A 24,883-nucleotide genomic window follows, 5' to 3' on the forward strand; every position below is an offset into this window, starting at 1 on the left:
GGAACCATGAGGCCATGAGCACCACGGCGGAGCACCGCGCTGAGATCCTGCTCGCCCGGTTCGAGGAAGGGGCGGCGACCGACATCGACCTGTTCGTCGCCGACGCCGTCCTCGACTGGCGCCTCGCCGAGCGAGGCGATCCCGCCGCGCTGAGCCCGGATGACGTCGAAGTGCTGCTGACCGCGTGGTTTCCCCGCCAGGTCACCCTGGACCGTTCCGAGCTGCCCGGCGCGCTGGACGCGCTGCGCCGCTGGGTCGGCTTCCTCGCCGACGAGGCGGCGGTGCGGGAGCCCGCCGCCGTGCTGGCCGCGATCGACCGGCACGCCGAGGCGTTCGCCGAGCGGATGGCCGACGAGCGCAACTTCGGACTCGCGAAGTTCTGGGTGTCCCGGATGGAGGAACACGGCGTCGACGCCGACGACGCGGCCGCCGTGGAGACGTTCACCGCGGCGGTGAACAGGGGCGAGATCGAGTACGACGGCGAGGTGCTGGCCGAGATCATGCGCCGCCAGGCCGAGAGGAGCGCGCCGCCGCCGCTGCCGCCGGTGGCCCTGCTCGCCGAATCCGACCTGGCCGACCTGGCGCGGAGCAGCGCCCTGGTCGTCCGGTTCCGGACGCTGCTTGAGTGGCTGGGCACGGGCCGCGCGCTGACCGCCGCCAACCAGCTGCGCGTGGGCGACGGCCGGGAGCTGGCCGCGCTGCTCGGCGTGGACGCCGACCGCGCCGAGTCGGCGCGCAGCAGCGCGCAGCTGCCGGGCGTGTCGCTGTGGGTGGCGTGGGCGCGCGCGGCCCGGTTGGTGCGCACGGTCAAGGGCAGCCTGGTGCCCGTGAAGAGCGCGGTCGGCGTGCTGGAGCGGCCCATGCCGCTGTGGCGGCGGGCGTGCCTGGCCTTCGGTGAGGTGGGCCCCGCCGGCTGCCTGCCCGAGAGCCGCGACGCCGGCGCCCCGGTCCTCGGGCCGGTCCTGCCCGAGGTCGTCTCCCAGCTCTGGCTGAGCCTGTACCCGGCCGCGGGCGGGAAGGTGCCGGTGGAGCTGCTCGCCGAGATCACCGCCGAGACCGTCTCCGACATCTACGGCTACGACATCGACGCGACCGTCTTCGGCTTCCGCGAGGTGCTGTGGCGTGAGGAACTCGCCGGCGTGCTGGCCGCGCTCGCGGCGGCTGGCGCGATCGAGCTGACCGCGTCCGACGACGAGCACGACCGGGACCGGTTGGCGGAGCTGTCCGGCAGGCCCGACCCCGACATGACCTTCGCCCGCCTCACCCCGCTCGGGCTCTGGGCGGCGCGTGAGGTGCTGGCCGAGGCGGGCTTTGTCGTCCCGCTGGCGGGTGACCTCGCGGACCAGCCGTGGGAGTCGCTGTGCGATGTGGTGCGCGAGGCGGCTCCCGAAGTCGTGGAGGCGGCCGTGGCGGCCTGGCTGGCGGAGCGGGAGACCGCCGAGGCGGCGGCCGAGCTGGCCGAGGTCTGCGCGCACGGTCGATCGCGCGCGCATCGGATGCTGGCGTGGAGCGCGCTGGGGGGAACCGCCGCCGCTGGCGTGCACCAGGCGCGGCGGTTGCGCGCCGAGGGCGGCCTTCCGGGCGCCATGGCCGCGGAGTGGCTTCTGCGCGGTGGCGAGCTGGCGTCGGAGTCGGTCGCCGAGTCCGAGATGGCGCTTGCGCTCGGCGAGCACCTCGCCGTCCTCTCCGATGACGACGCACTCATCACCGAGCTGACCACGCGGCCCGTCGACGAGCAGATCGCGATCGTGCGGACTCTCGCGACGGGTGCGCATCCGGACCGCGCGGAGCTGCTGGCGGTGATCGCCGACGGTCACCCGGACGGCGAGGTGGTCGCGGCGGCGCGCGGCTGACCCGGTCGGGGTGGCAGAGTTGGGGCGTCGAGAGGAGGCGCCGGTGCGCGTGGACGTCGCGGTGGTCGGCATGGGGCCGGGCGGGGAGGTCGTGGCCACGCGGTTGGCCGGGGCCGGGCTGCGGGTGGCCGCGGTGGAAGCGCGGCTGGTCGGGGGCGAATGCCCCTACTACGCCTGCGTGCCCACCAAGATGATGATCCGGGCGGCCGACGCGCTCGCCGAGGCCCGCCGGGTCGGCGAGCTGGCGGGCACCGCCGAGGTGCGCGCCGACTTCTCGCCGGTCGCCGCCCGCATCCGCGACGAGGCCACCGACGACTGGGACGACACCGTCGCCGTCGAACGGCTGACCAGCGCGGGTGTGGAGTTCGTGCGCGGGCGGGCCAGGATCACCGGACGCGGCGTGCTCGACGTCGGCGGCACGGTCATCGAGGCCGACCGGATCGTGCTCAACCCGGGCACCGACCCGGCCGTGCCGCCGGTCGCGGGCCTCGCGGGCACCCCGTTCTGGACCAACCGCGACGCCGTGAAGGCCACGGTCGCGCCCGCCGAGCTGGTGGTCGTCGGCGGTGGACCGGTCGGCTGCGAGTTCGCGCAGGTGTTCGCCCGCTTCGGCAGCCGGGTCACCCTCGTGCAGTCCGGCGAACGCCTGCTGCCCAGGGACGAGCCGGAGGCCGGCGGGCTGATCGCCGAGCGCTTCGCCGCCGAGGGCATCGACGTGCGCACCGGTGCCAAGGTCGAGCGCGTCGCCCACGACGGCGAGGCGTTCACGGTCACCATCAACGGTGGGGACGTCCGTGCCGAGCGGCTGCTCATCGCCGCGGGCCGCACCACCGACCTGGCCGCGCTCGGCGTGGGTGCCTACGGCCTGGACGAGTCCGCGCGCGGGATCGCCGTCGACGCCCGCATGCGCGCCGCCGACGGGCTGTGGGCCATCGGCGACGTCACCGGCGAGGGCGCCTTCACCCACATGTCCATGTACCAGGCCGACATCGCCGTCGCCGACCTGCTCGGCGAGCCGCTGGAGGCCGACTACCGCGCCGTCCCCCGGGTCACCTTCACCGACCCCGAGGTCGGCGCGGTCGGCCTGACCGAGGAGCAGGCGCGGGCGCAGGGCCGGTCCGTGCGCACCGGGTCGACGCCGATCCCGTCGTCCTCGCGGGGGTGGATCCACAAGACGGGCAACGAGGGGTTCATCAAGCTGGTGGCCGACGGGGACGTGCTCGTCGGCGCGACCTCGGCCGGGCCCGCGGGCGGCGAGGTGCTGGGCGCGCTGGCCGTCGCCGTGCACGGCCGGGTGCCGGTGTCGTCGCTGCGCCGGATGATCTTCGCCTACCCGACGTTCCACCGCGCCATCTCCGCCGCGCTGGACGACCTCGGCTAGTGCTCGCCCACGTCCTGCCGCTGCTGGCCTGCCCGAACTGCGCCAACCCCCTGGAGCAGGGCGATTCCGTGCTGCGCTGCGCCGGCGGGCACAGCTTCGACATCGCCAAGCAGGGCGTGGTGACGCTGGTGCGCGGCAAGCCCGCCGCGGGCGACACCGCCGAGATGGTGGCGGCCCGCGCGGCGTTCCTCGACGCCGGGCACTACGCGCCGATCGCCGACGCCCTGGCCAGCCTCGCCGGTCCCGGTCCGGTGCTCGACGCGGGCGCGGGCACCGGGCACTACCTGGCCCACCTGCTGGAGTGCGTGGACGGGGTCGGTCTCGCGCTGGACTCCTCCAAACCCGCGCTGCGCAAGGCGGCCAAGGCGCACCCGGCGATCGGCGCGGTCGCCTGCGACCTCTGGCAGCCGCTGCCCGTGCGCACGGGCGTCGCGGGCGTGGTGCTCAACGTCTTCGCCCCGCGCGTCCCGGCCGAGCTGCGCCGCGTGCTGCGCGAGGACGGCGTGCTGCTGCTGGTCGCCCCGGCCGCCGACCACCTCGGCGAGCTGGTGTCCACACTGGACCTCATGGCCGTCGAGGAGGGCAAGCAGGACAAGGTCGACGCCCGCATGGCCGAGCACTTCACCGTCGCGAAGCGGCTGCCCGTCGCCTTCCCCATGCGCCTGGACCACGACGCGGTGCGCGCACTGGTCGGCATGGGGCCCAACGCCTTCCACGGCGACCGCTCGGCGCGCGTCGCCGGGCTGCCCGCGCGGGTGTCAGTGACCGCGTCGGTGACCGTGACCGCGTACCGGCCGCGCTAGGTCGACCCGGGCGCGGGCGATCGGCAGGCGCGGGTCGTCCCACGGGAGCAGGCCGCTCACCAGCTCCCAGGCCTCGACGTCGCCGGTGGCCTCGGCCAGCGCCCAGAGGTCGTCCGGCCCGCCGCGGTCGATCACCGCGCGGCGCACCATGCCCTGCAGGGCCAGCCGGTGCTCGCGCACCGCGGGCGCCTCCGAGAGCGGCAGCAGCGGCCCCGCCGACGCGGCGTCGGCGAGCCTGCCCGCGCGCAGCAGGCCGGGCACGGCCAGGAAGTCCGCGGCGACGTCGGTGGCCAGGCGGTACGGGCGGGTGCGGACCACGTCCTCGCCGAGCGCGGCGCGCAGCCGGTGGACCTCGGCGCGCGCTGTCACCGCGTTGCCGCGCTCGCCGTGCACGTCCAGCGCCAGCTGCTCGGCGGTGCGCCCGCGCGGGTGCAGGGCCAGCACGGCGAGGATGTCGGCGTGGCGGGGGCTCAGCGGGCACACCCGGCCGTCGACCACGGCCACCGGCCGCACCGCGCCGAGGAAGTCCAGCACCACCCGGCCCGCACCGCCCGGCCGCAGCAGGAAGCCGGTGCCCAGCGGCTCCAGCAGACCGTCCGGGATGGACGGCAGGTCCACCCTGGCGGGCAGGCTCATGCCCACCGACGCCAGCACCCGCCCCGACGGGCTCAGCAGCGCGCCGCCGCCGAGCAGGCGCGGCAGGTAGCGGTCGCGCAGGGCGGTGTCCTGGGCGGCCATGCGCTGGCGCAGCGCGTTCTCGGCGAGCTGCGCGGCGGCGGTGACCAGCGCCAGCGTCGAGGGGTGGCGCGAGGACGTCGGCCCGGTGATGTCGATCGAGCCGATCAGCGCGCCGGTCTCCGGGTCGTGCACGGGCGCCGCCGAGCAGGTCCAGTCGTGGTAGGCGCGCACCAGGTGCTCGGCGGAGTGGATGCTCACCGGGCGGTCCAGGGCCAGCGTCGTGCCCATCGCGTTGGTGCCGATCGCGTCCTCGCTCCACCGCGTGCCCTCGGCCAGGCCCGCCCGGTCGGCGCGCAGCCGCACGTCGGTCGAGCCCTCGCGCCAGAGGATGCAGCCCTCGACGTCGGTGACGATCATCAGGTGCATCGCCTCGTCGGCGCTGCTGACCAGCGTCGAGCGCAGCACCGGCAGCACCTCGGCCAGCGGGTGCTCGGCGCGCACGGCGGCCACGTCGCCCTCGGCGTACACGGTGGGCGCGACGTCGGCCTCCGGGTCCACGCCCACGGCCAGGCTGCGCCGCCACGACTCGGACACGACCGGCCGCGGCGGCGCGGTGGGGGCGTCGCCGCTGAGTGCCGCGTCGTGCGCGCGGGCCAGCGCGGTGTCGGTCATCCGACCCCGATGATGCGCCCGCGCGCACCGCCGCGGCAACCGTTGCAACGCCGCTGCAACCTCCGCCTCCCTAGCGTCGGCTGTGACCCACACCTCATCGGGAGGCCAATGATGGCGAAGTACGCAGCCCCGGGCGCTGACGGCAGCGTGGTCGGCTTCGAGCCGCGCTACGACCACTACATCGGCGGCGAGTACGTCGCCCCGGCCAGGGGCGGCTACTTCGAGAACCCGACCCCGGTGACCGGCGAGACCTTCACCGAGATCGCCCGCGGCACCGCCGAGGACGTCGAGGCCGCCCTGGACGCCGCGCACGGCGCGGCAGGCGCGTGGGGCCGCACCTCGGTCGCCGAGCGGGCCAACGTCCTCAACAAGATCGCCGACCGCATCGAGCAGAACCTCGAAGCCCTCGCCGTGGCCGAGACCTGGGACAACGGCAAGGCCGTGCGGGAGACCCTCAACGCCGACCTGCCGCTGGCCGTGGACCACTTCCGCTACTTCGCGGGCGCCCTGCGCGCCCAGGAGGGCGGCATCTCCGAGATCGACGCCGACACCGTCGCCTACCACTTCCACGAGCCCCTCGGCGTCGTCGGCCAGATCATCCCGTGGAACTTCCCGCTGCTCATGGCCGTGTGGAAGCTCGCCCCCGCGCTGGCGGCGGGCAACGCGGTGGTGCTCAAGCCCGCCGAGCAGACCCCGGCGTCGATCCACGTGCTGATGAGCCTCATCGGCGACCTCATCCCGCCCGGCGTGCTCAACGTGGTCAACGGCTTCGGCGTGGAGGCGGGCAAGCCGCTGGCCTCCAGCCCGCGCATCCGCAAGATCGCCTTCACCGGCGAGACCACCACCGGCCGCCTGATCATGCAGTACGCCAGCGAGAACCTGATCCCGGTGACCCTGGAGCTGGGCGGCAAGAGCCCCAACATCTTCTTCGCCGACGTCGCCAGCCGGCGTGACGACTTCTACGACAAGGCCCTCGAAGGCTTCACGATGTTCGCCCTCAACCAGGGCGAGGTCTGCACCTGCCCGTCGCGCGCGCTGATCCAGTCCAGCATCTACGACGACTTCCTCGGCGACGCGGTCGCCCGCACCCAGGCGATCAAGCAGGGCCACCCGCTCGACACCGACACGATGATCGGCGCGCAGGCCAGCAACGACCAGCTGGAGAAGATCCTCTCCTACATCGACATCGGCAAGCAGGAAGGCGCACGGGTGCTCACCGGCGGCTCGCGCTCCGACCTCGGCGGCGAGCTGTCGGGCGGCTTCTACGTCGAGCCCACGGTGTTCGAGGGCGACAACAAGATGCGGATCTTCCAGGAGGAGATCTTCGGCCCGGTCGTCTCCGTGGCCCGCTTCGACGACTACGCCGACGCGATGAAGACCGCCAACGACACCCTCTACGGCCTCGGCGCGGGCGTCTGGACCCGCGACGGCTCCACCGCGCACCGGGCGGGCCGGGAGATCCAGGCCGGCCGGGTCTGGGTGAACAACTACCACGCCTACCCGGCGCACGCGGCCTTCGGCGGCTACAAGCAGTCCGGCATCGGCCGGGAGAACCACCGGATGATGCTGGAGCACTACCAGCAGACGAAGAACCTGCTGGTCAGCTACTCCGACAAGGCCCTCGGGTTCTTCTGATGCGGGTGGCGGCCACCGAGGCGGCGGCGGAGCTGCTCCGCCGCCTGCGGGCCGACCACGGCCCGCTGATGTTCCACCAGTCCGGCGGCTGCTGCGACGGCAGCGCTCCCATGTGCTACCCGGCGGGGGAGTTCCGCACCGGCGGCTCGGACGTGCACCTGGGCGACCTGGCCGTCGAGGGCATCGAGCCGGTGCCGGTGTGGATGTCGGCCGCGCAGTTCCAGTACTGGCGCCACACCCACCTGACCATCGACGTCGTCCCTGGTCGGGGCGCGGGTTTCTCGCTGGAGGCCCCCGAGGGCGTGCGGTTCCTCCTCCGCTCGCGTTTGCTGACCCCGCAAGACGGGGAATAGCCAAACAGCCCCGGATGGTTAGTCTAGGTGACAGCCGAACCCAGGGAGGCCATGTGGCAACCGTCGAGCTGACCACCGAGAACTTCGACGAGGTCGTGGGTGGTGGCCAGACCGTCCTTGTCGACTTCTGGGCGAGTTGGTGCGGACCGTGCCGCCAGTTCGCCCCGGTCTACGACGCCGCGTCGGACAAACACGACGACGTCGTCTTCGGCAAGGTCGACACCGAGGCCCAGCAGGCGCTGGCCCAGGCGTTCGGCATCTCGTCCATCCCGACGGTGATGGCCGTGCGCGAGGGCGTGGTGCTCTACGCCCAGCCCGGCGCGCTGCCCGCCGCCGCGCTGGAGGACCTGATCACCCAGGTCAAGGCCGTCGACATGAGCGAGGTTCGGGCCAAGATCGCCGAGGCTGAGCAGCAGCAGTAGGAGACGTGGTGAGAGGGCCGCCCGGGATGACCGGGCGGCCCTTTCGCTACTCCTGGCCGCGCAGGATGGGCCGCAGCGCCTCCAGCACGGCGGTGTCCTCGATCGTGGAGGGCACCGGCTCGTCGCGGCCGTCGGCGATGCCGCGCATGGTCCGGCGCAGGATCTTGCCGCTGCGCGTCTTCGGCAGACCGTCCACGATGGACACCTCACGGAAGGCGGCCACCGGGCCGATCTCGGCGCGCACCGAGGCCACCAGCTCATCGCGCAGCGCCCCGGGGTCCACCGACGCGCCCGCCTTGAGCACCACGAAACCGCGCGGCAGCTGGCCCTTCAGCGAGTCCCGGACGCCGATCACCGCGCACTCGGCGACGGCCGGGTGCGCGGCCAGCACCGCCTCCATCGCCCCGGTGGAGAGCCGGTGGCCCGCCACGTTGATCACGTCGTCGGTGCGGCCCATGACGTAGAGGTAGCCATCAGCGTCGAAGTGGCCGCCGTCGCCGGTGAGGTAGTAGCCGGGGAACTCCGTCAGGTAGGAGTCGATGTAGCGCTGGTCGTCGCCCCAGAGCGTGGGCAGCGTGCCCGGCGGCAGCGGCAGCGCGATGGCGATCGCGCCCTCGGTCCCGGCGGGCACCGGCGAGCCGTCCGGGCCCAGCACCCGCACGTCGAAGCCGGGCACCGGCACCGTCGGGCTGCCCGGCTTGACGGGCATCGGCTCCAGGCCGCGCAGGTTCGCGCACACCGGCCAGCCCGTCTCCGTCTGCCACCAGTGGTCGATGACCGGCACGCCCAGCTTCTCCGAGGCCCAGTGGTAGGTCTCCGGGTCCAGCCGCTCGCCCGCCAGGAACAGCGTGGAGAACCGCGACAGGTCGTACTTGGCCAGCTCCGCGGCTTCCGGGTCGGCGCGCTTGATCGCGCGGAACGCCGTCGGCGCGGTGAACAGCGCCTTCGCGCCGCTCTCGGCGATGACCCGCCAGAACGCGCCCGCGTCCGGCGTGCCGACCGGCTTGCCCTCGTAGAGCACCGTCGTCGCGCCGACGAGCAGCGGCGCGTAGACGATGTAGGAGTGGCCGACCACCCACCCGACGTCGGAGGCCGCCCAGAACACCTCGCCGGGGTGGATGTCGTAGATGTTGGGCATCGACCAGGCCAGCGCCACCGCGTGCCCGCCGTTGTCGCGGACCACGCCCTTGGGCCTGCCCGTGGTGCCCGAGGTGTAGAGCACGTACAGCGGGTCGGTCGCCTTCACCGGCACGCAGCCGACCGGCTCGGCGGCGGCCTCCGCATCGGCCCAGTCGACCTCGCCGGGCAGCGGCTCGTCGTCGGGGACCTCCGGGCGGCGCAGCACCACCACGTGCTCGGGCCGGTGCGTGCTCAGCCGCAGCGCCTCGGCCAGGATCGGCCGGTAGGCCACCACGCGCGCGGGCTCGATGCCGCCGGTGGCCGCCACGACCGCCTTCGGGGCGGCGTCATCGATGCGCGAGGCCAGCTCGCGCGGGGCGAACCCGCCGAAGACCACCGAGTGCACCGCGCCCAGCCGCGCGCAGGCCAGCATCGCGATCGCCGCCTCCGGCACCATGGGCAGGTAGACGATCACCCGGTCGCCCGCGCCGACGCCGAGCCCGCGCAGCACCCCGGCGAAGCGGGCGACGCGGTCGGTCAGCTCCGCGTAGGTGTAGGTGCGCTTGGTGCCGGTGACGGGGGAGTCGTAGACCAGGGCGGGCTGCTCGGCGCGGGTGGCCAGGTGCCGGTCGAGGGCGTTGTGGCAGGTGTTCAGTTCGCCGTCGGGGAACCAGCGGTAGAGCGGCGCGGCGGAGTCGTCCAGCGCGCGGGTGGGCTCGCGCGTCCAGTCGACGGCCGCGGCGGCGTCGAGCCAGAAGCCCTCCGGATCGTCGGTGCCGCGCCGGTGCGCTTCTGCCCAGGGGCCCATGGCCACCTCCATCGCGGTGTGCTGACCGTTAGCCGCTACCTTGCCACCGCCCGGCAACCCCGGCCGGTCCGAAACGTCCCACTGGATGAGGGCCGGTCGCTGTCTGATCGGCATTAGGCTGGTCGGCAACATCCGGCGGAACAGAGAGGAGCAGTGGACGCAGTGCTCGACATGGCCGCTTCGCTGCTGTCGTTCGCGCACCGCATCTTCGGCCCGGGGATCTGCCCCGGTGACTGGGTGTGGGCAACGAGCACGGCAGGGGCCCTGATCGGCTTGCTGCCCACGCTCGGAGCGATCCTCATCGCCGTCGTGCGCAAGTTCACCGGCAGCCGGTACAACGCCGCCACGATCACCGCGTTCGCCGCGATCGGCGGCGTGTTCGCGTTCCTGCTGCCGTGGCTGCTGTTCAACGGCGTCGGCAGCGTCTACGTGCGGGTGTTCGCCAAGGAGACCGTGCCGCTGAGCAAGGCCGAGCTGGCCACCTTCGGCACCGGCTCCTGCTGGGTGGACAACCAGGCCGAGTACCTGGGCGGCCGCGCCAACGCCTACGAGGTGCTGTTCCACCCCTTCGAGAGCACGCCGATGTACCTGCTGCGGCTGCTGATGCTGGTCATCGTGCCCGGCCTGTGCCTGCTCTTCGTGCTGATGCAGGGCAGGCTCGCGCTGCGCCGCGGCCCGAAGTGGCCGGGCAGGCTGCTGTGGGGCCCGTTCCTGCTGATGGCGCTGCTGACCCTGCCGGTCGAGGCCAACACCGCCGCGCACCTGTGGGCGGGATTCCTGCCGATGGTCGTGCTCGGCCTGATCCCGGTGCTGGTCATCGGCCCGCCGAGCTGGGCCGTGGTCGAGCGCAGCCACCAGAAGCCCGAGCCGGCGCGCCCGGACCCCGTCCCGCCGCCGCCCGAGCCGCACCGGCCCGCGCCCCAGCAGATCCGCCCCGCAGGCCCGGCCGCCCCGCCGATGGCCACCAGGGTCGACAACCAGCTGGCGATCCAGCAGGCCAAGCTCGGCCAGCAGCCGTCCTCCCACCAGGCGCAGCAGCCGCCCGCTCACCAGACGCAGAACCCGCCGACCGCGGTGGCGGGCCAACCGGGCCAGCCGCTGCTCTCGGGCCAGCAGGCCCCGCTGCTCTCCGGCCAGCAGCAGCCGCCGCCCTACCAGCCCCCGACCTACCAGCCGCCCGCGCCGCTGCCCGCCTACAAGCCCGACGGGGCCTACCGCCCGCCCACCGAGCAGCCCGCGCGCCCGGCGCACCCGCCGACCCTGCACGGCGAGCCGGAGATGCTGGCCGCCGACCCCGGCCCGCTGCCGTTCACCCCGCGCGGCGCCGCCGCCCCCGCGCCGCCGATCCGCCCCTCCGGCAGCCGCTTCCGCAAGGTGCGCGCGCTGGGCCGCGGCGGGTTCGGCACCGTGTGGCTGGCCGTGGACACCCAGCTCGACCGCACGGTCGCGGTGAAGATGGCGCACGCGCCCGACGCCGAGACCGAGGAGCGGATGCTGCGCGAGGCCCGCGCGCTGGCCGCCGTGCACCACCCGAACTGCGTGCGCGTCTACGACATCGTCTCCGAGCCCGAGGGCCTCGGCCTGGTCATGGAGTACATCGAGGGCCAGCCGCTGGCCGACCGGGTCACCGGCGGCGGCGCGCTGGACGACGTCGCCGCGGCCCGGCTGTGGATCACCATGGCGGGCGCGCTCGCCGCAGCCCACGCCAAGGGCGTGCTGCACCGCGACGTGAAGCCCTCCAACATCATCCTCGACCCGGACGGCAACGCCCACCTGATCGACTTCGGCATCGCGCGCTCCAAGGGCGACTCGACGCTGACCGCGACCGGCATGATGGTCGGCACCCCGGACTTCCTCGCCTCGGAGACGGCCGCGGGCGCCAACGCCACCCCCGCCTCCGACGCCTGGCAGCTGGCGGCGACGGTCAGCTACGCCCTCACCGGCAAGCCCCCGCGCGGCTCCCGCGAGAACGCGATGGCCGCCCTGATGGCCGCGGCCAAGGGCGAGGTGACCAGCGAGCTGCCCAAGAACAGCGCCCACCTGCGCCTGCTCACCGCCGCGCTGGACAACGACCCGCGCCGCAGGCCGACCCTGCAGGCGGTCAGCAAGCAGCTCAGCGACTGGCTCTCCCGCGAGGGCCACACCGAGACCGGCCCGGTCACCCAGATCGTGCGCCGCGAGGACATCGAGGGCGCCGACCGCACCCGGCCCATGCGCTGAGACCTGGAGCGCTAGGGCAGGTTGCGCTGGCTGCCGACCACCGGGTCGCGCGCCACGGAGAACACCGCGTCGTAGACGCTGCGCGCCCGGACGCCGAAGGCGGCGGCCAGGGCGTAGCCGACGGCGGCGTCGCGCGGGGTCGAGCCGGGCAGCCAGACGGCCGGGATGTCCACGCCGGGGAAGAAGGCGCGCTCGGCGCCGTCGACGCTCAGGGCGCTGCCGTCGTCCTCCGGGCGCAGCGTGTAGCGCACCTCGTCCACCCAGGCCTCGACGCGGAACGAGCGCCTGCTGAGCCGTCCCGCGCCAGGGGCGATGCGGGCCCGCGCGCCGTCGACGACCAGCGTCAGCCGCTCGGGGTCGCGGGTGCCGATGGGCACGTCCGGGCTGACCTCGTCGCCGCGCCTGCTGATCTCGGCGGCGGAGCCGGCGACGGCGGCGAGCACGCGCGTGTCGGTGGTGGTCACCACGACGGTGCCGTGCGTTTCGTCGGTGATCCTTGGCACAGCGGGAGTCTGGCAGGTCCGGCGGGGATTCTCAGGTCGAGGCGGTTTCCGGTTCAGGCCGGGCGGCCCGCGAAGGTGCGCCGGTAGTCGGCGGGGGCGACGCCGACCAGCTTCTGGAAGTGGTGGCGCAGCAGCGCGCCGGTGGAGAAGCCGCAGCGGCGGGCGACCTCGTCCACCGACAGGTGCGTCTCCTCCAGCAGGGTCCTGGCGTGCAGGACGCGCTGGGTGGACAGCCAGCGGTGCGGGGTGGTGCCGGTCTCGGCGGCGAATCGGCGGGCGAAGGTGCGTTCGGACATGGCCGCCCGCTTGGCGAGCGCGCCGACGGTGTGCTCGTCGGCGAGGTTCTCCAGCATCCAGGTGAGCACCGGGGTGAGGCTGTCGGCCTTGCACTCGGGCACCGGCAGGTCCACGAACTGGCGCTGCCCGCCGTCGCGCTGCGGGGCGACGACCATGCGCCGGGCGATGGCCACGGCCACCGCCGAGCCCAGCTCGCGGCGCACCAGGTGCAGGGCGGCGTCGATGCCTGCGGCCGTCCCGGCGCTGGTGACGACCGAGCCGTCGTCGACGAACAGCACGTCCGGGTCGAGCAGGGCCGACGGGAAGCGCTCGGCGAAGGCGTCGGCGTGGTGCCAGTGCGTGGTGCAGGGCCGCCCGTCGAGCAGGCCCGCCGCGCCCAGCACGAACGCCCCGCTGCACACCGACAGCAGCGTCGCGCCCGCCTCGTGGGCCGCGCGCAGGGCGGCGAGGACCTCCGGCGGGTACTCCTCGCGGATGGCGCAGGCCGGGATCGCCACGAGGTCGGCGCCCGCGAGCCCGTCGAGGCCGTGCTCGGGGATGAGCTTCATGCCGACCGTGGTCGAGATGGGCTCGCCCGCCACCGGACCGCACACCCGGAACTCGAACGGTGGCACGCCCTCGTCGGAGCGGTCGATGCCGAAGACCTCGCTGACCACGCCGAACTCGAAGGGCGCGACGTGGTCGATGACCAGGGCGGCGACGGTGGAGAGCATGCCGCCACGGTAGCTGGCAGGATTTTGTGCCACAAGGGCACATCTGCCACTCGTGGCAGGATTTAGTTCAGCGCAAACTTAGTGCCATGTTGATGCTCGTAGCACTCGCCCTGGTCCTGACCGTCCTCCTCGACCGCAACCACCACCCGCGGCCCGGCTCGCGCCTGGCGGGCTCGACCGACGCCGACGACCGCGACTGGGCTCGCACCCGCGCCGAACTGGCCACCGCCAGGCCGCTGACCCGCCACCGGGGCCTCAGCGCCAGGAGGGCAACCACAGCTCGGCTTGCCACCGGGCCTCGGTGATCGAGTCGCCGTTGAGGATCGGCCACAGCCAGATGAAGTTCGCCACGACCAGCCCGATGTACAGCGCGACGGCGAGCAGGCCGGTGCCCCGGCGCTCGGGGCCCGCCCTGCTCGACCCGAGCACGTGCCCGAGCGCCAGGGTGATCCCCAGGACCAGGAACGGCGCCATCGGCGTGGCGTAGAAGTAGTACATCTGCCGGTCGATGTTGATGAACCACGGCAGCAGGCCCGCCATGTAGCCGACCATCACCGCGGCGTAGCGCCAGTCCAGGCGGGCGAACATCCGCCAGGCGCTGAAGGCGATCATCGGCAGCGCCAGCCACCACAGCGCCGGGGTGCCGATCAGCATCGTCGCCGACACACAGGTCAGCTCACCGCAGCCGGTGGTGGAGCCCTCGTAGTAGTAGAGCATCGGCCGCAGGCCCATCGGCCACGTCCACGGCTTGGACTCCCACGGGTGCGCCTCACCCGGCTTGGTCACCAGCTCGCTGTGGAAGGTCAGGACGCTCTCGTGGTAGCTCAGCAGCGACCCGAAGGCCGCCTTGACCGCCGAGAAGACCCCCGGCCCGTCCGCGGGCACCAGGTAGCGGTCCAGCGAGGTCTCCCCGCCGAACCACCCCCACCAGGTGGCCAGGTAGACGCCCATCGCCACCACGACCAGCGCCGCGATGCCGGGCAGCGTGTCGCGCACCAGCGAGCCCAGCCACGGGCTGCGCACCCCGGCCGCGCGCCGCGCCGTCGCGTCGAAGAGCACGGTCAGCAGGCCGAACGCGGCGATCCAGTACAGGCCCGACCACTTCACGCCGCAGGCCAGGCCGAGCATGACGCCCGCCCCCAGCCGCCACCAGCGCACGCCCAGGCGCGGGCCGAACCGCGACTCGGCCACCCAGCCCTCGCTGAGCGCCGTGGCCAGTCTCGACCGCACTTGGTCCCGGTCGACGAGCACGCAGCCGAACGCGGCCAGCACGAAGAAGGCCAGGAAGATGTCGAGCATGCCCATCCGCGACTGCAGGTGGGACATGCCGTCGGCGATCAGCAGCACGCCCGCGATCGCGCCGAGCAGCGTCGAGCGGGTCAGCCTGCGCGCGATCCGCACGACCAGGACGATCATGAGCGCGCCCGCGAGCGCCGCAGTGAACCGCCAGCCCCAGCCGTTGTAGCCGAAGAGCCACTCGCCGACCGAGATCAGCGACTTGCCCAGCGGCGGGTGCACGGTGAGCCGGTAGCCCGCGTTGTTCTCGAAGCCGCCGTTGCGCAGCCACTCCCACGCCTGCGGCACGTAGTGCTTCTCGTCGAAGACGGGCGTGCCCTTGTCGTCCGGGAAGCCCAGGTTCTGGAACCGGACGATGCCGCCGATGATCCCGATGACCGCGGTCACCAGCCAGGCCCGCGCCCTGTCGATGGGCATGGGCCGCCCGGTCACCCGCAGCCGGGCCCGCTCCAGCGCGTCGGGCCCGCGCGGCTCGGGAGCCGCCGCCCGCTCAGCCGACTCATCGGCCACCAGGACGCTCACGAGGGGAGATGGTAGGGCTCCCGGTGTGCGATCGGTGTTCCGACCGCGCGCGTACCCTGGCCCGCTGTGGCGACTACCTTCCGGCCGACCCCGGCCTTCACCCTGATCTACGGCCTGACCACGGGCGTTGCCGGCGGGCTCGCCGTGCTCGGGGTGCACTGGGTGATCGATTCGGTGACCGGCAGGTGGGAACCGAACAGCGCCGTGTTCGCCTCGATGGCCGTGGTGCTGCTGCTGACCGGCGTCACCGCGGGCTCGGTGCGCTCCCGCTCGCTGACCCTGGTGCCCGAGGGCATCGTCGTCGTCCGCGACCGGGTGCGGACCCTGCTGCGCTGGAGCGACTTCGAGGAAGTCCGCCAGACCGGGCTGCTGCGCCGCGACGAGCTGGTGTTCAGCAAGGGCCAGCTGTCCCCGGCCGACCAGGACAAGCCGGTGGCCGAGCGGGTGCTCGACCGCATGCGCCGCAACGGCGCGGACCGGATGGTCGTCGTCGCCGACTTCGTCACCGACTGGAAGTCCACCGAGATCCACGACGCGGTCAAGCGGGCCACCCGTGGCTGAGGGCCGCCTGGTGCTGGCGGGCACCCCGCTCGGCAACGCCGCCGACGCCTCGCCCCGGCTGCGCGACGCCCTGGCCACCGCCGACCTGATCGCCGCCGAGGACACCCGCCGCACGGGCACGCTGGCCGCGGCGCTGCAGGTCGCGCCCGCAGGCCGCTACGTCAGCTTCTACGACGCCGTCGAGGCCCAGCGCGTGGACGGGCTCGTCGAGGCGATCGAGGACGGCAGGACCGTGCTGCTGGTGACCGACGCGGGCATGCCCAGCGTGTCCGACCCCGGCTACCGCCTCGTCGCCGCCTGCGTGGCCCGCGATCTGCCGATCACCTGCCTGCCCGGTCCGTCGGCGGTGACCACCGCGCTGGCGCTGTCCGGGCTGCCGTGCGACCGGTTCTGCTTCGAGGGCTTCGCCCCCCGCAAGCCCGGTGAGCGCGGCAAGTGGCTGGCGGCGCTGAAGGCCGAACCGCGCACCGCGGTGTTCTTCGAGTCCCCGCACCGGGTGGCCGGGCTGCTCGCCGACGCCGCCGACCTGCTCGGCGGCGACCGCCGCGCGGCGGTCTGCCGGGAGCTGACCAAGACCTACGAAGAGGTGCGCCGCGGCACCCTCGCCGAACTGGCCGCCTGGGCCGAGGCGGGCGTGAAGGGCGAGATCACCGTCGTGCTGGCGGGCGCGGAGCCCGACGCGCCCGACTTCGCCGCGCTGGTCGCCAGGGCCAAGGAGTTGGCCGCCTCGGGCGTGCGGCTCAAGGAAGCGGTGGCAACGATCGCCGCCGAGACCGGGGTCGGCAAGAAGGCCCTGTACGACGCGGCCGTCAGCTGACACCAGTTGTGCGGGGTTCACCGTTTGCCCGCCGACGCGCACTGTCGGTGTAGAGAATGCGTGGAAGCAACCCCCGAAATGGGTAACCCGCGGCGGCGAATTTCCGGTTCAATAGGTCAGGTGGGGATGTACTGGGGAATCTGATCTTAGGGGGAATGTTCGCATGATCGGGAAAAGGCATGTCGCGGCCGTGGTGCTGGCGGTGGGCGCGATGGGACTGGTGGGCTCGCAGGCCTCGGCGGAACCGGCAGCGTCGACGGTCCGGGTCGAGCGGTTCGTCAGTGCGACACCGGTCACGGTGTCCGACCTGGCCCGCCTCGGGCACCTGGGCACCACCGCGACCCTGTACTGCGCGGTCCGGGACAACACCTTCGGGTGTCAGCAGGGCACTCCGGGCGACGGGCTGGTGGTGGCCCGGCTCTACTACGGCACGGGGGCCAGCGGCTCGCAGGTGGTGGTCTTCAACCCCGCCTACCAGGTCGGCTGCACCGGCGGCACCACCGACAACGAGGGCGGGGCCAACCTCGGCGCCTCGGCCAACCAGATCAGTTCGGTGCGGACGTACAACTCCTGCGACGTCCGGCTCTTCGACGGGAACAATCTCACCGGTGACGCCAGCGCCTGGCTCGACAACGGCAACGTGGGGGCGTTGAACGACCGCGCCAACTCTTTCCGGATCTCCTGACAGATCGCCTGCCGGATCTGAGATCGATCTGGCGCCAAGGAATGCGAAAAGGCGCGATTCTGCGAATTGCGCCTTTTCCATACCTCGCCTGGCGTCCCTTGGCCCCGCCGCAGGCACCGCGCCGCGACGGGGCGGAAGCGACCTCCGTACGCTAGTCCGCCATGAGCACCTCAGTGCTGACCGCGGTCGCCTGGCCCTATGCGAACGGCCCGCGCCACATCGGTCACGTCTCCGGTTTCGGTGTCCCTTCGGACGTCTTCTCCCGCTACATGCGCATGGCGGGCAACCGGGTGCTCATGGTCAGCGGCACCGACGAGCACGGCACGCCCATCTCCGTGCAGGCCGACAAGGAGAACCTGACCACCCGCCAGGTCGCGGACAAGTACAACCGGGTCATCGCCGAGGACCTGCAGGGCCTCGGCCTGTCCTACGACCTGTTCACCCGCACGACCACCGGCAACCACTACCAGGTCGTGCAGGACCTGTTCCTGGCCCTCTGGCGCAACGGCTACGTGCAGGCCAAGACCCAGCTCGGCGCGATCAGCCCGTCCACCGGGCGCACCCTGCCCGACCGCTACATCGAGGGCACCTGCCCCATCTGCGGCTACGACGGCGCCCGCGGCGACCAGTGCGACAACTGCGGCAACCAGCTCGACCCCGCCGACCTGAAGAACCCGCGCTCGAAGATCAACGGCGAGGTGCCGGAGTTCATCGAGACCGAGCACCTGTTCCTGGACCTGTCCTCCTTCACCGAGGCGCTGGGCTCGTGGCTGTCCACCCGCACCGAGTGGCGGCCCAACGTGCTGAAGTTCAGCAGGAACCTGGTCGACGACCTGCGCCCGCGCGCGATCACCCGCGACCTCGACTGGGGCGTGCCCGTCCCGCTCGACGGCTGGCGTGACGCGCCGATGAAGCGCTTCTACGTCTGGTTCGACGCGGTCATCGGCTACCTGAGCGCGTCGGTGGAGTGGGCCCGGCGCACCGGCGACGACGACGCCTGGAAGGAGTTCTGGACCGGCGACGCCCAGGGCTACTACTTCATGGGCAAGGACAACATCGTCTTCCACTCGCTGATCTGGCCGTCGCTGCTGCTCGGCCAGAACGGCGCGGGCGACAAGGGCGGGCAGGCGGGCGCGTTCGGCGCGCTGAACCTGCCCACCGAGGTCGTCTCCAGCGAGTTCCTGACGATGAGCGGGTCGAAGTTCTCCACCTCCCGCGGCACCGTCATCTACGTGCGCGACTTCCTCAAGGAGTTCGGCCCCGACACCCTGCGCTACTTCATCTCGGTCGCGGGCCCGGAGAACCAGGACACCGACTTCACCTGGGAGGAGTTCGTCCGGCGGACGAACTTCGAGCTGGCCAACGAGTGGGGCAACCTGGTCAACCGGTCGGTCTCCATGGCGCACAAGAACGTCGGCGCCATCCCCAAGCCGACCGCGCCGACCGCCGAGGACGCCGCGCTGCTGGCGCAGTCCAAGGCGGCCTTCGGCATCGTCGGCGACAACCTGCGCCGCTCGCGGTTCAAGGCGGCCGTCGGCGAGGCCATGCGCGTGGTCTCGGCGGCCAACAAGTACCTCTCCGACCAGGAGCCGTGGAAGCGCAAGGACGACCCCGAGCGCCGCGACACCATCCTGCACACCGCCCTGCAGGTCGTCTCCGACGCCAACACGCTGCTGACGCCGTTCCTGCCGCACAGCGCGCAGAAGGTGCACGAGGCGCTCGGCGGCGCCGGCGTGTGGGCCGCGCAGCCGCGCATCGATGAGGTCACCGACCTCGACGTGCCCGAGCGCGAGTACCCGATCCTGACCGGCGACTACGCCGCCGAGCAGGCCAAGTGGGAGCAGGTGGACATCGAGGTCGGCAAGCCGCTGGCCAAGCCGTCCCCGCTCTTCGCCAAGCTCGACGCCGCGCTCGGGGAGACCGGCCCCGAGTGGGCGCCGATCGTGACGGAGTGATCCGCAGGTGACCCCGCGCCGAGGAGAGCGCCCGCCCGTCCCCGAAGCCCTGCCCGTGCCGATCGTCGACGCGCACACCCACCTCGACGCCTGCGCCCAGGGCGCCGGGGTGCCCGCCGACGCCGCCGCGGTGGCGCAGATGCTGGAGCGGGCGGGCGCGGCCGGGGTCGACCGGGTCATCACCGTCGCCGACGACCTCGCCGCCGCCCGGTGGGCCGCCGAGGCCGCCACGTGGGACGAGCGCGTCTTCGCCGCCTGCGCTGTGCACCCGACCCGCACCGCGGACTTCGGGGACGCGGACAAGGCGGTGCTGGAGGAGCTGGTCCGGCAGCCGCGCGTGGTCGCGGTGGGGGAGACCGGCCTGGACTACTACTGGGACTACTCCCCGCCCGCGGCCCAGAAGGACGCCTTCGCCTGGCACATCGACCTGGCCAAGCGCGTCGGCAAGCCGCTGATGATCCACGACCGCGACGCCCACGACGACATCCTGGACGTCCTCGACGCCGAGGGCGCGCCCGAGGACGTGGTCTTCCACTGCTTCTCCGGCGACCTGGAGTTCGCCCGGCGCTGCGCCGACCGCGGGTTCGTGCTCAGCTTCGCCGGGGCGGTGACGTTCACCAACGCCGCACCCCTGCGCGAGGCCGCCGCGCACGTCCCGCTCGCGCAGATCCTGGTGGAGACCGACGCGCCCTACCTGACCCCGCACCCGTTCCGGGGGCGGCCCAACGAGCCCTACGCCGTCGCGTACACGACACGCCGGATGGCGGAGGTGCGCGGCATGGATGTGGGCGAGTTCGCATCGGCGGTCTCGGCGACCGCGGACCGCCTGTTCTCGCTGCGCAGCGTGACATCCCAGGATTCAAGGGGTGAGAGATTGCGATGAATGGGCGAGCGTGTTCGTCACTCTGTGGTGTGACAGGACTCACGACATTGCCGGATGTATTTGCGCAACCCCCGCGCCCTCGTTACTGTCCCGTGACCGTACCGCCCGGGGTAGAGATGCCCAGGGCAACCCGAAGCAAGCCAGCGTTCACTGTCGGGGTGGCACAGGCTGCGGGTCCGAGAGACGAAGAGGCGCGAATGAGCACGTGGTTCCGCCTTGGAGGACACCCCCAGTGAGCGGTAAACAGAACAGCGGTTTCGACCGCCTTGAGCAGGGCGGCCCCGCCGACACGGACTGGTTCACCCCGGTCCAGCCCGGCGGCGCCGACAGCCACGAGGCGGACTTCCGCGCCTGGCGCTCCCAGTTCCCCGAGTTCGACTACGACACGGGGTACTCCGACTCCCTCGCCGTCACCCCGCACGACGTGCGCCACGCCCTCGGCCCCCAGGCCGAGGAGATCATGGCGACCGCGGGTGTCGACGTCGACGAGCTCATCCGGCTGATCAACGCCGAGACGACGGTCCTGCCGGTCATCCCGGACGAGGTCGCCAGCGAGCCGCAGGCCGAGCCCAAGGCCGCGCCCGGCCTGGTGACCGCGGTCAAGCGCTGGAAGTCCACCTTCCTGCAGGCCACCATCGCCGCGGTGCTGACCTCGCTGGTCGGCGGCGGCGCGGCGGCCATCGCCATGAACAACTCGGTGACCCTGGAAGTCGACGGCAAGACCGTCGAGGTCAACACCTACGCCGACACCGTCGGCGAGGTGCTCCAGGAAGAGGGCATCTCGGTCGGTCAGCACGACCTGATCAGCCCCTCCCCGGCCGCCGAGATCAACGACGACGGCCGCATCGTGCTCCAGCGCGGCAGGCCGCTGACGATGACCGTCGACGGCGAGCGCACCGAGGCCTGGGTCCGCGCCACCACCCTCGGCGAGGCCCTGCGCCAGGCGAACGCCCCGATGGAGGGCTCCTGGGTCTCGGCCCCGTCGGACTCCGCGGTCCCCCTCGAGGGCATGGCCGTCGAGATCAAGACGGTCAAGGCCATCACCCTCTTCGACGGCGGCAAGGTCCCCGCCCCGATGAGCACCAACGCGGTGACCGTCAGCGAACTGCTCACCGAACTCGGCCTGACCGTCGGCAAGGACGACGCCGTCACCCCGAAGGCCGACACCAAGCTCAGCGACGGCGCCGAGATCCGCATCAGCCGGACCGGCGTCACCGTGGTCAACCAGAAGGTCAAGATCGAACCCCCGGTCGAGAAGGTCGAAGACCCGAACCTCGACCAGGGCAAGACCGTCGTGGTGGAACCCGGCGTCGCGGGCGAGCGCATGGCCACCCTCCGCGTCACCTCCAAGAACGGCAAAGAGGTCAAGCGCGAGGAGATCGGCTCCAAGGTCCTCAAGGAGCCCAAGGCCAAGAAGATCAAGGTCGGCACCAAGAAGCCCCCGGTCCCGGTGATCCCCGACGGCCAGGTCTGGGACCGGCTGGCCCAGTGTGAGGCCACCGGCAACTGGTCCATCAACACCGGCAACGGCTACTACGGCGGCCTGCAGTTCAACAAGGGCACCTGGGACGCCTACGGCGGCCAGCAGTACGCCGAGTACCCCCACCAGGCCTCGCGCGAGCAGCAGATCGCCATCGCCACGAAGCTGCGGGATGACCGCGGCGGGTACGGCGCCTGGCCGTCGTGCTCCCGCAAGCTGGGCCTGCCCCGCTAGCCTTCTCGACCTTGAGCCCCGGTGATCCGCACCGCCACGCGGATCACCGGGGCTTTCGGTTGGGGTGAGGCTGGCGGTGGCCGAGAAGTGACGCTGGAGTCAGCCTTATCGTGTGTCGTCCCCGCGCACGCGGGGCTGATCCCGCAGCAGCCGCTCGCGGGCTCTCCGTCGGTCTGGCTGGTTCCGCACGCGCAGTGGCCGGCTCCCAGGCAATGCCCGCGCCGCAGGACCACCTGCCGTCCCGCGCACAGCGACTTTGCTTGCCCCACCCCTCGCGCGCAGGACACGCCCCGCCCCAATCCGGGGGTCGATCCAGCCCTGTCTTTCCACGCTACCGACGCCCCTACCGTGTCAACACCCCCAAGCCCCACCCTGTGGACAGCCTGTGGACAACCCCGTCCCCACCCCCACCGAACCCGCCCCGACCCCCGCGCGTAAGCTACCCAGGTTGCCTCGGCGAGGCGGGCCAAGCGCCAGCGTGATCGACGTGGTCGGCTGTAATCCAGTCGCGCGTGTTCATGCTCTCCGCGCCCCTTCGCCGCAGGCGCCCAGAACCCAGCGCCCCCGCCGCGTTTGAGTAAACAAGGAGAGTTCCACCGTGTCCGAGGTACGTCTGGCCGCCGAGCAGCGCACGGAGTTTGGCAAGGGCGCCGCACGCCGCACTCGTCGCGCGGGGCGCATCCCCGCCGTGCTGTACGGCCACGGTTCCGACCCCAAGCACCTGTCCCTCCCGGCCATCGAGTTCGCCCGCGTGGTCCGCGAGCACGGGCACAACGCCGTGCTGACGCTGGACCTGGGTTCGGGTTCGGAGCTGGCGCTGACCAAGACGGTCACGCACCACCCGCTGAAGAACTACATCGAGCACGTCGACCTGCTGCTGGTCAAGCGCGGCGAGAAGGTCACCGTCGACGTCCCGGTGAGCGTGACCGGTGAGGCCGCCAGCGGCACCCTGGTCAACCAGGAGCTGACCACCGTGCAGCTCGAGGTCGAGGCCCTGAACATCCCCGACGGCGTCGAGGTCTCCATCGAGGACGCCGCCGTCGGCACGCAGATCCTGGCAGGCGACATCACGCTGCCCAAGGGCGCGAGCCTGGTCACCGACGCCGAGGCGCTGGTCGTGGCGGTCAACGCCGCGCCGACCGCCGAGCAGATGGAGGCCGAGATCGACACCGAGGGCGCCGGTGTGGTCGAGGAGCCGAAGAGCGACACCGAGGACTGAGTCCTCCGCGCGATGCCCCGGGTGCGAGACGCGCCCGGGGCATCGCCATGCTTGAGGGGTGGAGATGGACGCACCGGCGGTCGTGGTGGGCCTGGGCAACCCGGGGCCGAAGTACGAGGGCAACCGGCACAACATCGGCTTCCTCGTCGTTGACGAGCTGGCCGCGCGCATGGGCGGCAAGCTCAAGGCGCACAAGTCCGGCGCCGACGTGCTGGAGGGGCGGCTCGCGGGCCGACGCGTCGTGCTGGCCAAGCCGCGGTCGTTCATGAACGTCTCCGGCGGGCCGGTGGCGTCGGTGGTCAAGTTCTTCAAGCCCGAGCTGGACCAGGTCGCCGTCGTGCACGACGAGCTGGACCTGCCCTTCGGCCAGGTCCGGCTGAAGCTCGGCGGCGGCGAGAACGGCCACAACGGGCTGCGCGCGATCACCAAGTCGCTGGGCACCAAGGAGTACGTCCGGGTGCGCTTCGGCATCGGCCGACCGCCGGGCCGGATGGACCCGGCCGACTTCGTCCTGCGCGACTTCTCGACCACCGAGCGCAAGGATCTGGCGCTGGAGATCGATCGCTGCGCCGACGCGGTGGAGGCGCTCGTGCAGCACGGTCTCATCGCCGCCCAGAACTCTTTCCACGTGCCCTAAACTCGCCCTCTCACCAGGAGAGGAACGGGCATGTCGCTGACCCCGGAGCGGGTGCGCGAGGTCGCTTTCGACCGCGCGGCCCTCGGCAGGCGCGGCTACGACGAGGACCAGGTGGACGACTTCCTCGACCTGGTCGAGTCCGCGCTGCGGGGCGAGGCCGACCTGAGCCCCGACGACGTCCGCAACGCGGTGTTCGACTCGGCCTCGCGCCTGCGCCGGGGCTACGACGAGGACCAGGTCGACGACTTCCTCGACGCCGTCGTCGCCGCGCTGGCGGAGCGGGAGCCCGGATCGGGTGAAAGACCCGGGTTCGGGCCGGTGCGCGGCGCTGAGCCGCCGGAAGATGGCCGGGACCACATCCCGCCGCCACCTCCGGAAACCGACGTGCCGTTCCTGCCGCTGCCGCCCGCGCCGCCCGGAGTCCGGGGCTACCGCCCCAACGACGTCGCGCGCCTGGCCCGGCTGCTGTCGGCCGCGGTGGAGGACCCGCTGCAGACGCCGACAGCCGCGCAGCTCGGCCAGCTCCGGCTGACCATGACCTACTTCGTCGGCCAGGGCTACGACCCCCGCGCCGTCGACGCGCTGGTGGCGGCCTGGACAGCGGAACTGCGCCGCCGAGAGGCCTAGATGACCTTCGAGTTCAGCAAGCCGCGCTCGGGCAGCGCGGGCTACGACAAGGCGCAGGTCGACGCGTTCCTGGCCAGGGTCAGGGCGACCGAGTCGGGCGAGGACGACCTCACCCCCGCCGACATCGAGGACGTCCGCTTCGGCAGGTCCCCCGTGGGCCGGGGCTATCGTGAGTCCGAAGTAGACGATCTGCTCGACAGGGCCGCCGCCGCCATCGCGGCCATTCCGCGCCAGAGCGACACCAGCCCGCTGACCGCCGAGGAGATCCGCGCGACGCGCTTCCCGCCGGTCCCCGAAGGCAGGCGCGGCTACACCGCCTCCGAGGTCGACGCCCTGCTCACCCGGGCCGCCGCCACCCTGGACGGCGCCGACACCCTCACCGCCGACGACATCCGCCACGCCGCCTTCGGCGCGCCCCCGCCGGGCGGCCTCGGCTACCACGAGGTCGCGGTCGACGTGTTCCTGGACCGCCTGGAATCCACCCTCGACTCACCCTGACAGCCGCGGTCT

At 72.7% G+C, this 24,883-nt stretch carries 23 protein-coding genes; 18 read left to right on the top strand and 5 right to left on the bottom strand.

The window, feature by feature from the left end; all coding sequences use genetic code 11:
* Window positions 1-14: 14 nt before the first annotated feature.
* Genes ACFPM7_RS08615 through ACFPM7_RS08625 form a run of 3 tightly spaced genes read left to right on the top strand, consistent with a single transcriptional unit; the run spans window position 15 to window position 4,037 of the window.
* Window positions 15-1,853, top strand: coding sequence for a hypothetical protein (locus ACFPM7_RS08615; protein WP_378245715.1), 1,839 nt, complete (start codon window positions 15-17; stop codon window positions 1,851-1,853).
* Window positions 1,854-1,896: 43 nt separating this feature from the next.
* Window positions 1,897-3,234: a dihydrolipoyl dehydrogenase family protein gene (locus ACFPM7_RS08620; protein ID WP_378245717.1), complete on the top strand. Its 1,338-nt coding sequence runs from the start codon at window positions 1,897-1,899 to the stop codon at window positions 3,232-3,234.
* Entirely contained in the window at window positions 3,234-4,037 is an 804-nt protein-coding gene (locus ACFPM7_RS08625; RefSeq protein ID WP_378245719.1) for a putative RNA methyltransferase, read from the top strand. Before ACFPM7_RS08620 ends, ACFPM7_RS08625 begins: the two co-directional genes overlap by 1 nt.
* Here ACFPM7_RS08625 and ACFPM7_RS08630 read toward each other — a convergent pair.
* Entirely contained in the window at window positions 3,993-5,387 is a 1,395-nt protein-coding gene (locus ACFPM7_RS08630) for a GAF domain-containing protein (RefSeq protein ID WP_378245721.1), read from the bottom strand. The two genes, ACFPM7_RS08625 and ACFPM7_RS08630, sit on opposite strands and share 45 nt — an antisense overlap.
* A 111-nt stretch (window positions 5,388-5,498) precedes the next feature.
* Here ACFPM7_RS08630 and adh point away from each other — a divergent pair, with 111 nt between their 5' ends.
* From adh to trxA, 3 genes are read left to right on the top strand one after another with little or no spacing between them, the layout of a single operon-like run.
* A complete protein-coding gene (gene adh / locus ACFPM7_RS08635) occupies window positions 5,499-7,022 on the top strand; it encodes an aldehyde dehydrogenase (RefSeq protein ID WP_378245726.1) in 1,524 nt (507 codons plus the stop codon).
* Window positions 7,022-7,375 carry a DUF779 domain-containing protein gene (locus tag ACFPM7_RS08640; RefSeq protein ID WP_378245728.1) on the top strand — a complete coding sequence of 118 codons (354 nt, stop codon included), beginning with the start codon at window positions 7,022-7,024 and terminating at the stop codon, window positions 7,373-7,375. The genes adh and ACFPM7_RS08640 overlap by 1 nt, the downstream gene beginning before the upstream one ends.
* Before the next feature lie 53 nt (window positions 7,376-7,428).
* Window positions 7,429-7,797 carry a thioredoxin gene (gene trxA / locus ACFPM7_RS08645; RefSeq protein WP_378245730.1) on the top strand — a complete coding sequence of 123 codons (369 nt, stop codon included), beginning with the start codon at window positions 7,429-7,431 and terminating at the stop codon, window positions 7,795-7,797.
* A 46-nt stretch (window positions 7,798-7,843) separates the two neighbouring features.
* On the opposite strand, the gene ACFPM7_RS08650 is transcribed toward trxA, so the two are convergent.
* Window positions 7,844-9,724, bottom strand: coding sequence for a propionyl-CoA synthetase (locus ACFPM7_RS08650; RefSeq protein WP_378245732.1), 1,881 nt, complete (start codon window positions 9,722-9,724; stop codon window positions 7,844-7,846).
* 153 nt (window positions 9,725-9,877) lie between these two features.
* Between ACFPM7_RS08650 and ACFPM7_RS08655 the strand changes: the two genes are divergently transcribed.
* Window positions 9,878-11,944, top strand: coding sequence for a serine/threonine-protein kinase (locus ACFPM7_RS08655; protein ID WP_378245734.1), 2,067 nt, complete (start codon window positions 9,878-9,880; stop codon window positions 11,942-11,944).
* Between the two features lie 11 nt (window positions 11,945-11,955).
* On the opposite strand, the gene ACFPM7_RS08660 is transcribed toward ACFPM7_RS08655, so the two are convergent.
* Together ACFPM7_RS08660 and ACFPM7_RS08665 are read right to left on the bottom strand one after the other, a co-directional pair.
* The gene (locus ACFPM7_RS08660) at window positions 11,956-12,447 is read right to left on the bottom strand and encodes a hypothetical protein (RefSeq protein WP_378245736.1); all 492 of its coding nucleotides are present in this window, start codon (window positions 12,445-12,447) and stop codon (window positions 11,956-11,958) included.
* A gap of 53 nt (window positions 12,448-12,500) precedes the next feature.
* Window positions 12,501-13,457 carry a GlxA family transcriptional regulator gene (locus tag ACFPM7_RS08665; RefSeq protein WP_378245738.1) on the bottom strand — a complete coding sequence of 319 codons (957 nt, stop codon included), beginning with the start codon at window positions 13,455-13,457 and terminating at the stop codon, window positions 12,501-12,503.
* Window positions 13,458-13,543: 86 nt separating this feature from the next.
* Between ACFPM7_RS08665 and ACFPM7_RS08670 the strand changes: the two genes are divergently transcribed.
* The gene (locus tag ACFPM7_RS08670) at window positions 13,544-13,762 is read left to right on the top strand and encodes a hypothetical protein (protein WP_378245740.1); all 219 of its coding nucleotides are present in this window, start codon (window positions 13,544-13,546) and stop codon (window positions 13,760-13,762) included.
* On the opposite strand, the gene ACFPM7_RS08675 is transcribed toward ACFPM7_RS08670, so the two are convergent.
* Complete coding sequence (locus tag ACFPM7_RS08675; protein WP_378245742.1) at window positions 13,713-15,275, bottom strand: dolichyl-phosphate-mannose--protein mannosyltransferase; 1,563 nt, start codon at window positions 15,273-15,275, stop codon at window positions 13,713-13,715. The two genes, ACFPM7_RS08670 and ACFPM7_RS08675, sit on opposite strands and share 50 nt — an antisense overlap.
* Before the next feature lie 66 nt (window positions 15,276-15,341).
* Here ACFPM7_RS08675 and ACFPM7_RS08680 point away from each other — a divergent pair, with 66 nt between their 5' ends.
* The 10 genes from ACFPM7_RS08680 to ACFPM7_RS08725 all read left to right on the top strand — a co-directional run bounded on the left by ACFPM7_RS08680 (window position 15,342) and on the right by ACFPM7_RS08725 (window position 24,871).
* On the top strand, window positions 15,342-15,836 hold the full coding sequence (locus ACFPM7_RS08680) for a hypothetical protein (RefSeq protein ID WP_378245744.1): 495 nt from the start codon (window positions 15,342-15,344) through the stop codon (window positions 15,834-15,836).
* A complete protein-coding gene (rsmI, locus tag ACFPM7_RS08685; RefSeq protein WP_378245746.1) occupies window positions 15,829-16,653 on the top strand; it encodes a 16S rRNA (cytidine(1402)-2'-O)-methyltransferase in 825 nt (274 codons plus the stop codon). Before ACFPM7_RS08680 ends, rsmI begins: the two co-directional genes overlap by 8 nt.
* Window positions 16,654-16,816: 163 nt before the next feature.
* Window positions 16,817-17,338, top strand: a complete 522-nt coding sequence (locus tag ACFPM7_RS08690; protein ID WP_378245748.1) for a hypothetical protein — start codon at window positions 16,817-16,819, stop codon at window positions 17,336-17,338.
* 161 nt (window positions 17,339-17,499) lie between these two features.
* The gene (gene metG / locus ACFPM7_RS08695) at window positions 17,500-19,293 is read left to right on the top strand and encodes a methionine--tRNA ligase (protein WP_378245750.1); all 1,794 of its coding nucleotides are present in this window, start codon (window positions 17,500-17,502) and stop codon (window positions 19,291-19,293) included.
* A gap of 7 nt (window positions 19,294-19,300) precedes the next feature.
* A complete protein-coding gene (locus ACFPM7_RS08700) occupies window positions 19,301-20,176 on the top strand; it encodes a TatD family hydrolase (RefSeq protein WP_378245752.1) in 876 nt (291 codons plus the stop codon).
* 232 nt (window positions 20,177-20,408) lie between these two features.
* Window positions 20,409-21,890: a transglycosylase family protein gene (locus tag ACFPM7_RS08705; protein WP_378245754.1), complete on the top strand. Its 1,482-nt coding sequence runs from the start codon at window positions 20,409-20,411 to the stop codon at window positions 21,888-21,890.
* Between the two features lie 598 nt (window positions 21,891-22,488).
* Complete coding sequence (locus ACFPM7_RS08710; protein ID WP_378245756.1) at window positions 22,489-23,109, top strand: 50S ribosomal protein L25/general stress protein Ctc; 621 nt, start codon at window positions 22,489-22,491, stop codon at window positions 23,107-23,109.
* 64 nt (window positions 23,110-23,173) lie between these two features.
* Window positions 23,174-23,746: an aminoacyl-tRNA hydrolase gene (gene pth / locus ACFPM7_RS08715; RefSeq protein WP_378245758.1), complete on the top strand. Its 573-nt coding sequence runs from the start codon at window positions 23,174-23,176 to the stop codon at window positions 23,744-23,746.
* A 30-nt stretch (window positions 23,747-23,776) separates the two neighbouring features.
* The gene (locus tag ACFPM7_RS08720) at window positions 23,777-24,373 is read left to right on the top strand and encodes a DivIVA domain-containing protein (protein WP_378245760.1); all 597 of its coding nucleotides are present in this window, start codon (window positions 23,777-23,779) and stop codon (window positions 24,371-24,373) included.
* A complete protein-coding gene (locus ACFPM7_RS08725; protein WP_378245762.1) occupies window positions 24,374-24,871 on the top strand; it encodes a DivIVA domain-containing protein in 498 nt (165 codons plus the stop codon). It begins immediately after the preceding gene.
* Window positions 24,872-24,883: the final 12 nt, after the last annotated feature.

This window comes from Actinokineospora guangxiensis, assembly GCF_042657845.1.
GTDB lineage: Bacteria > Actinomycetota > Actinomycetes > Mycobacteriales > Pseudonocardiaceae > Actinokineospora > Actinokineospora guangxiensis.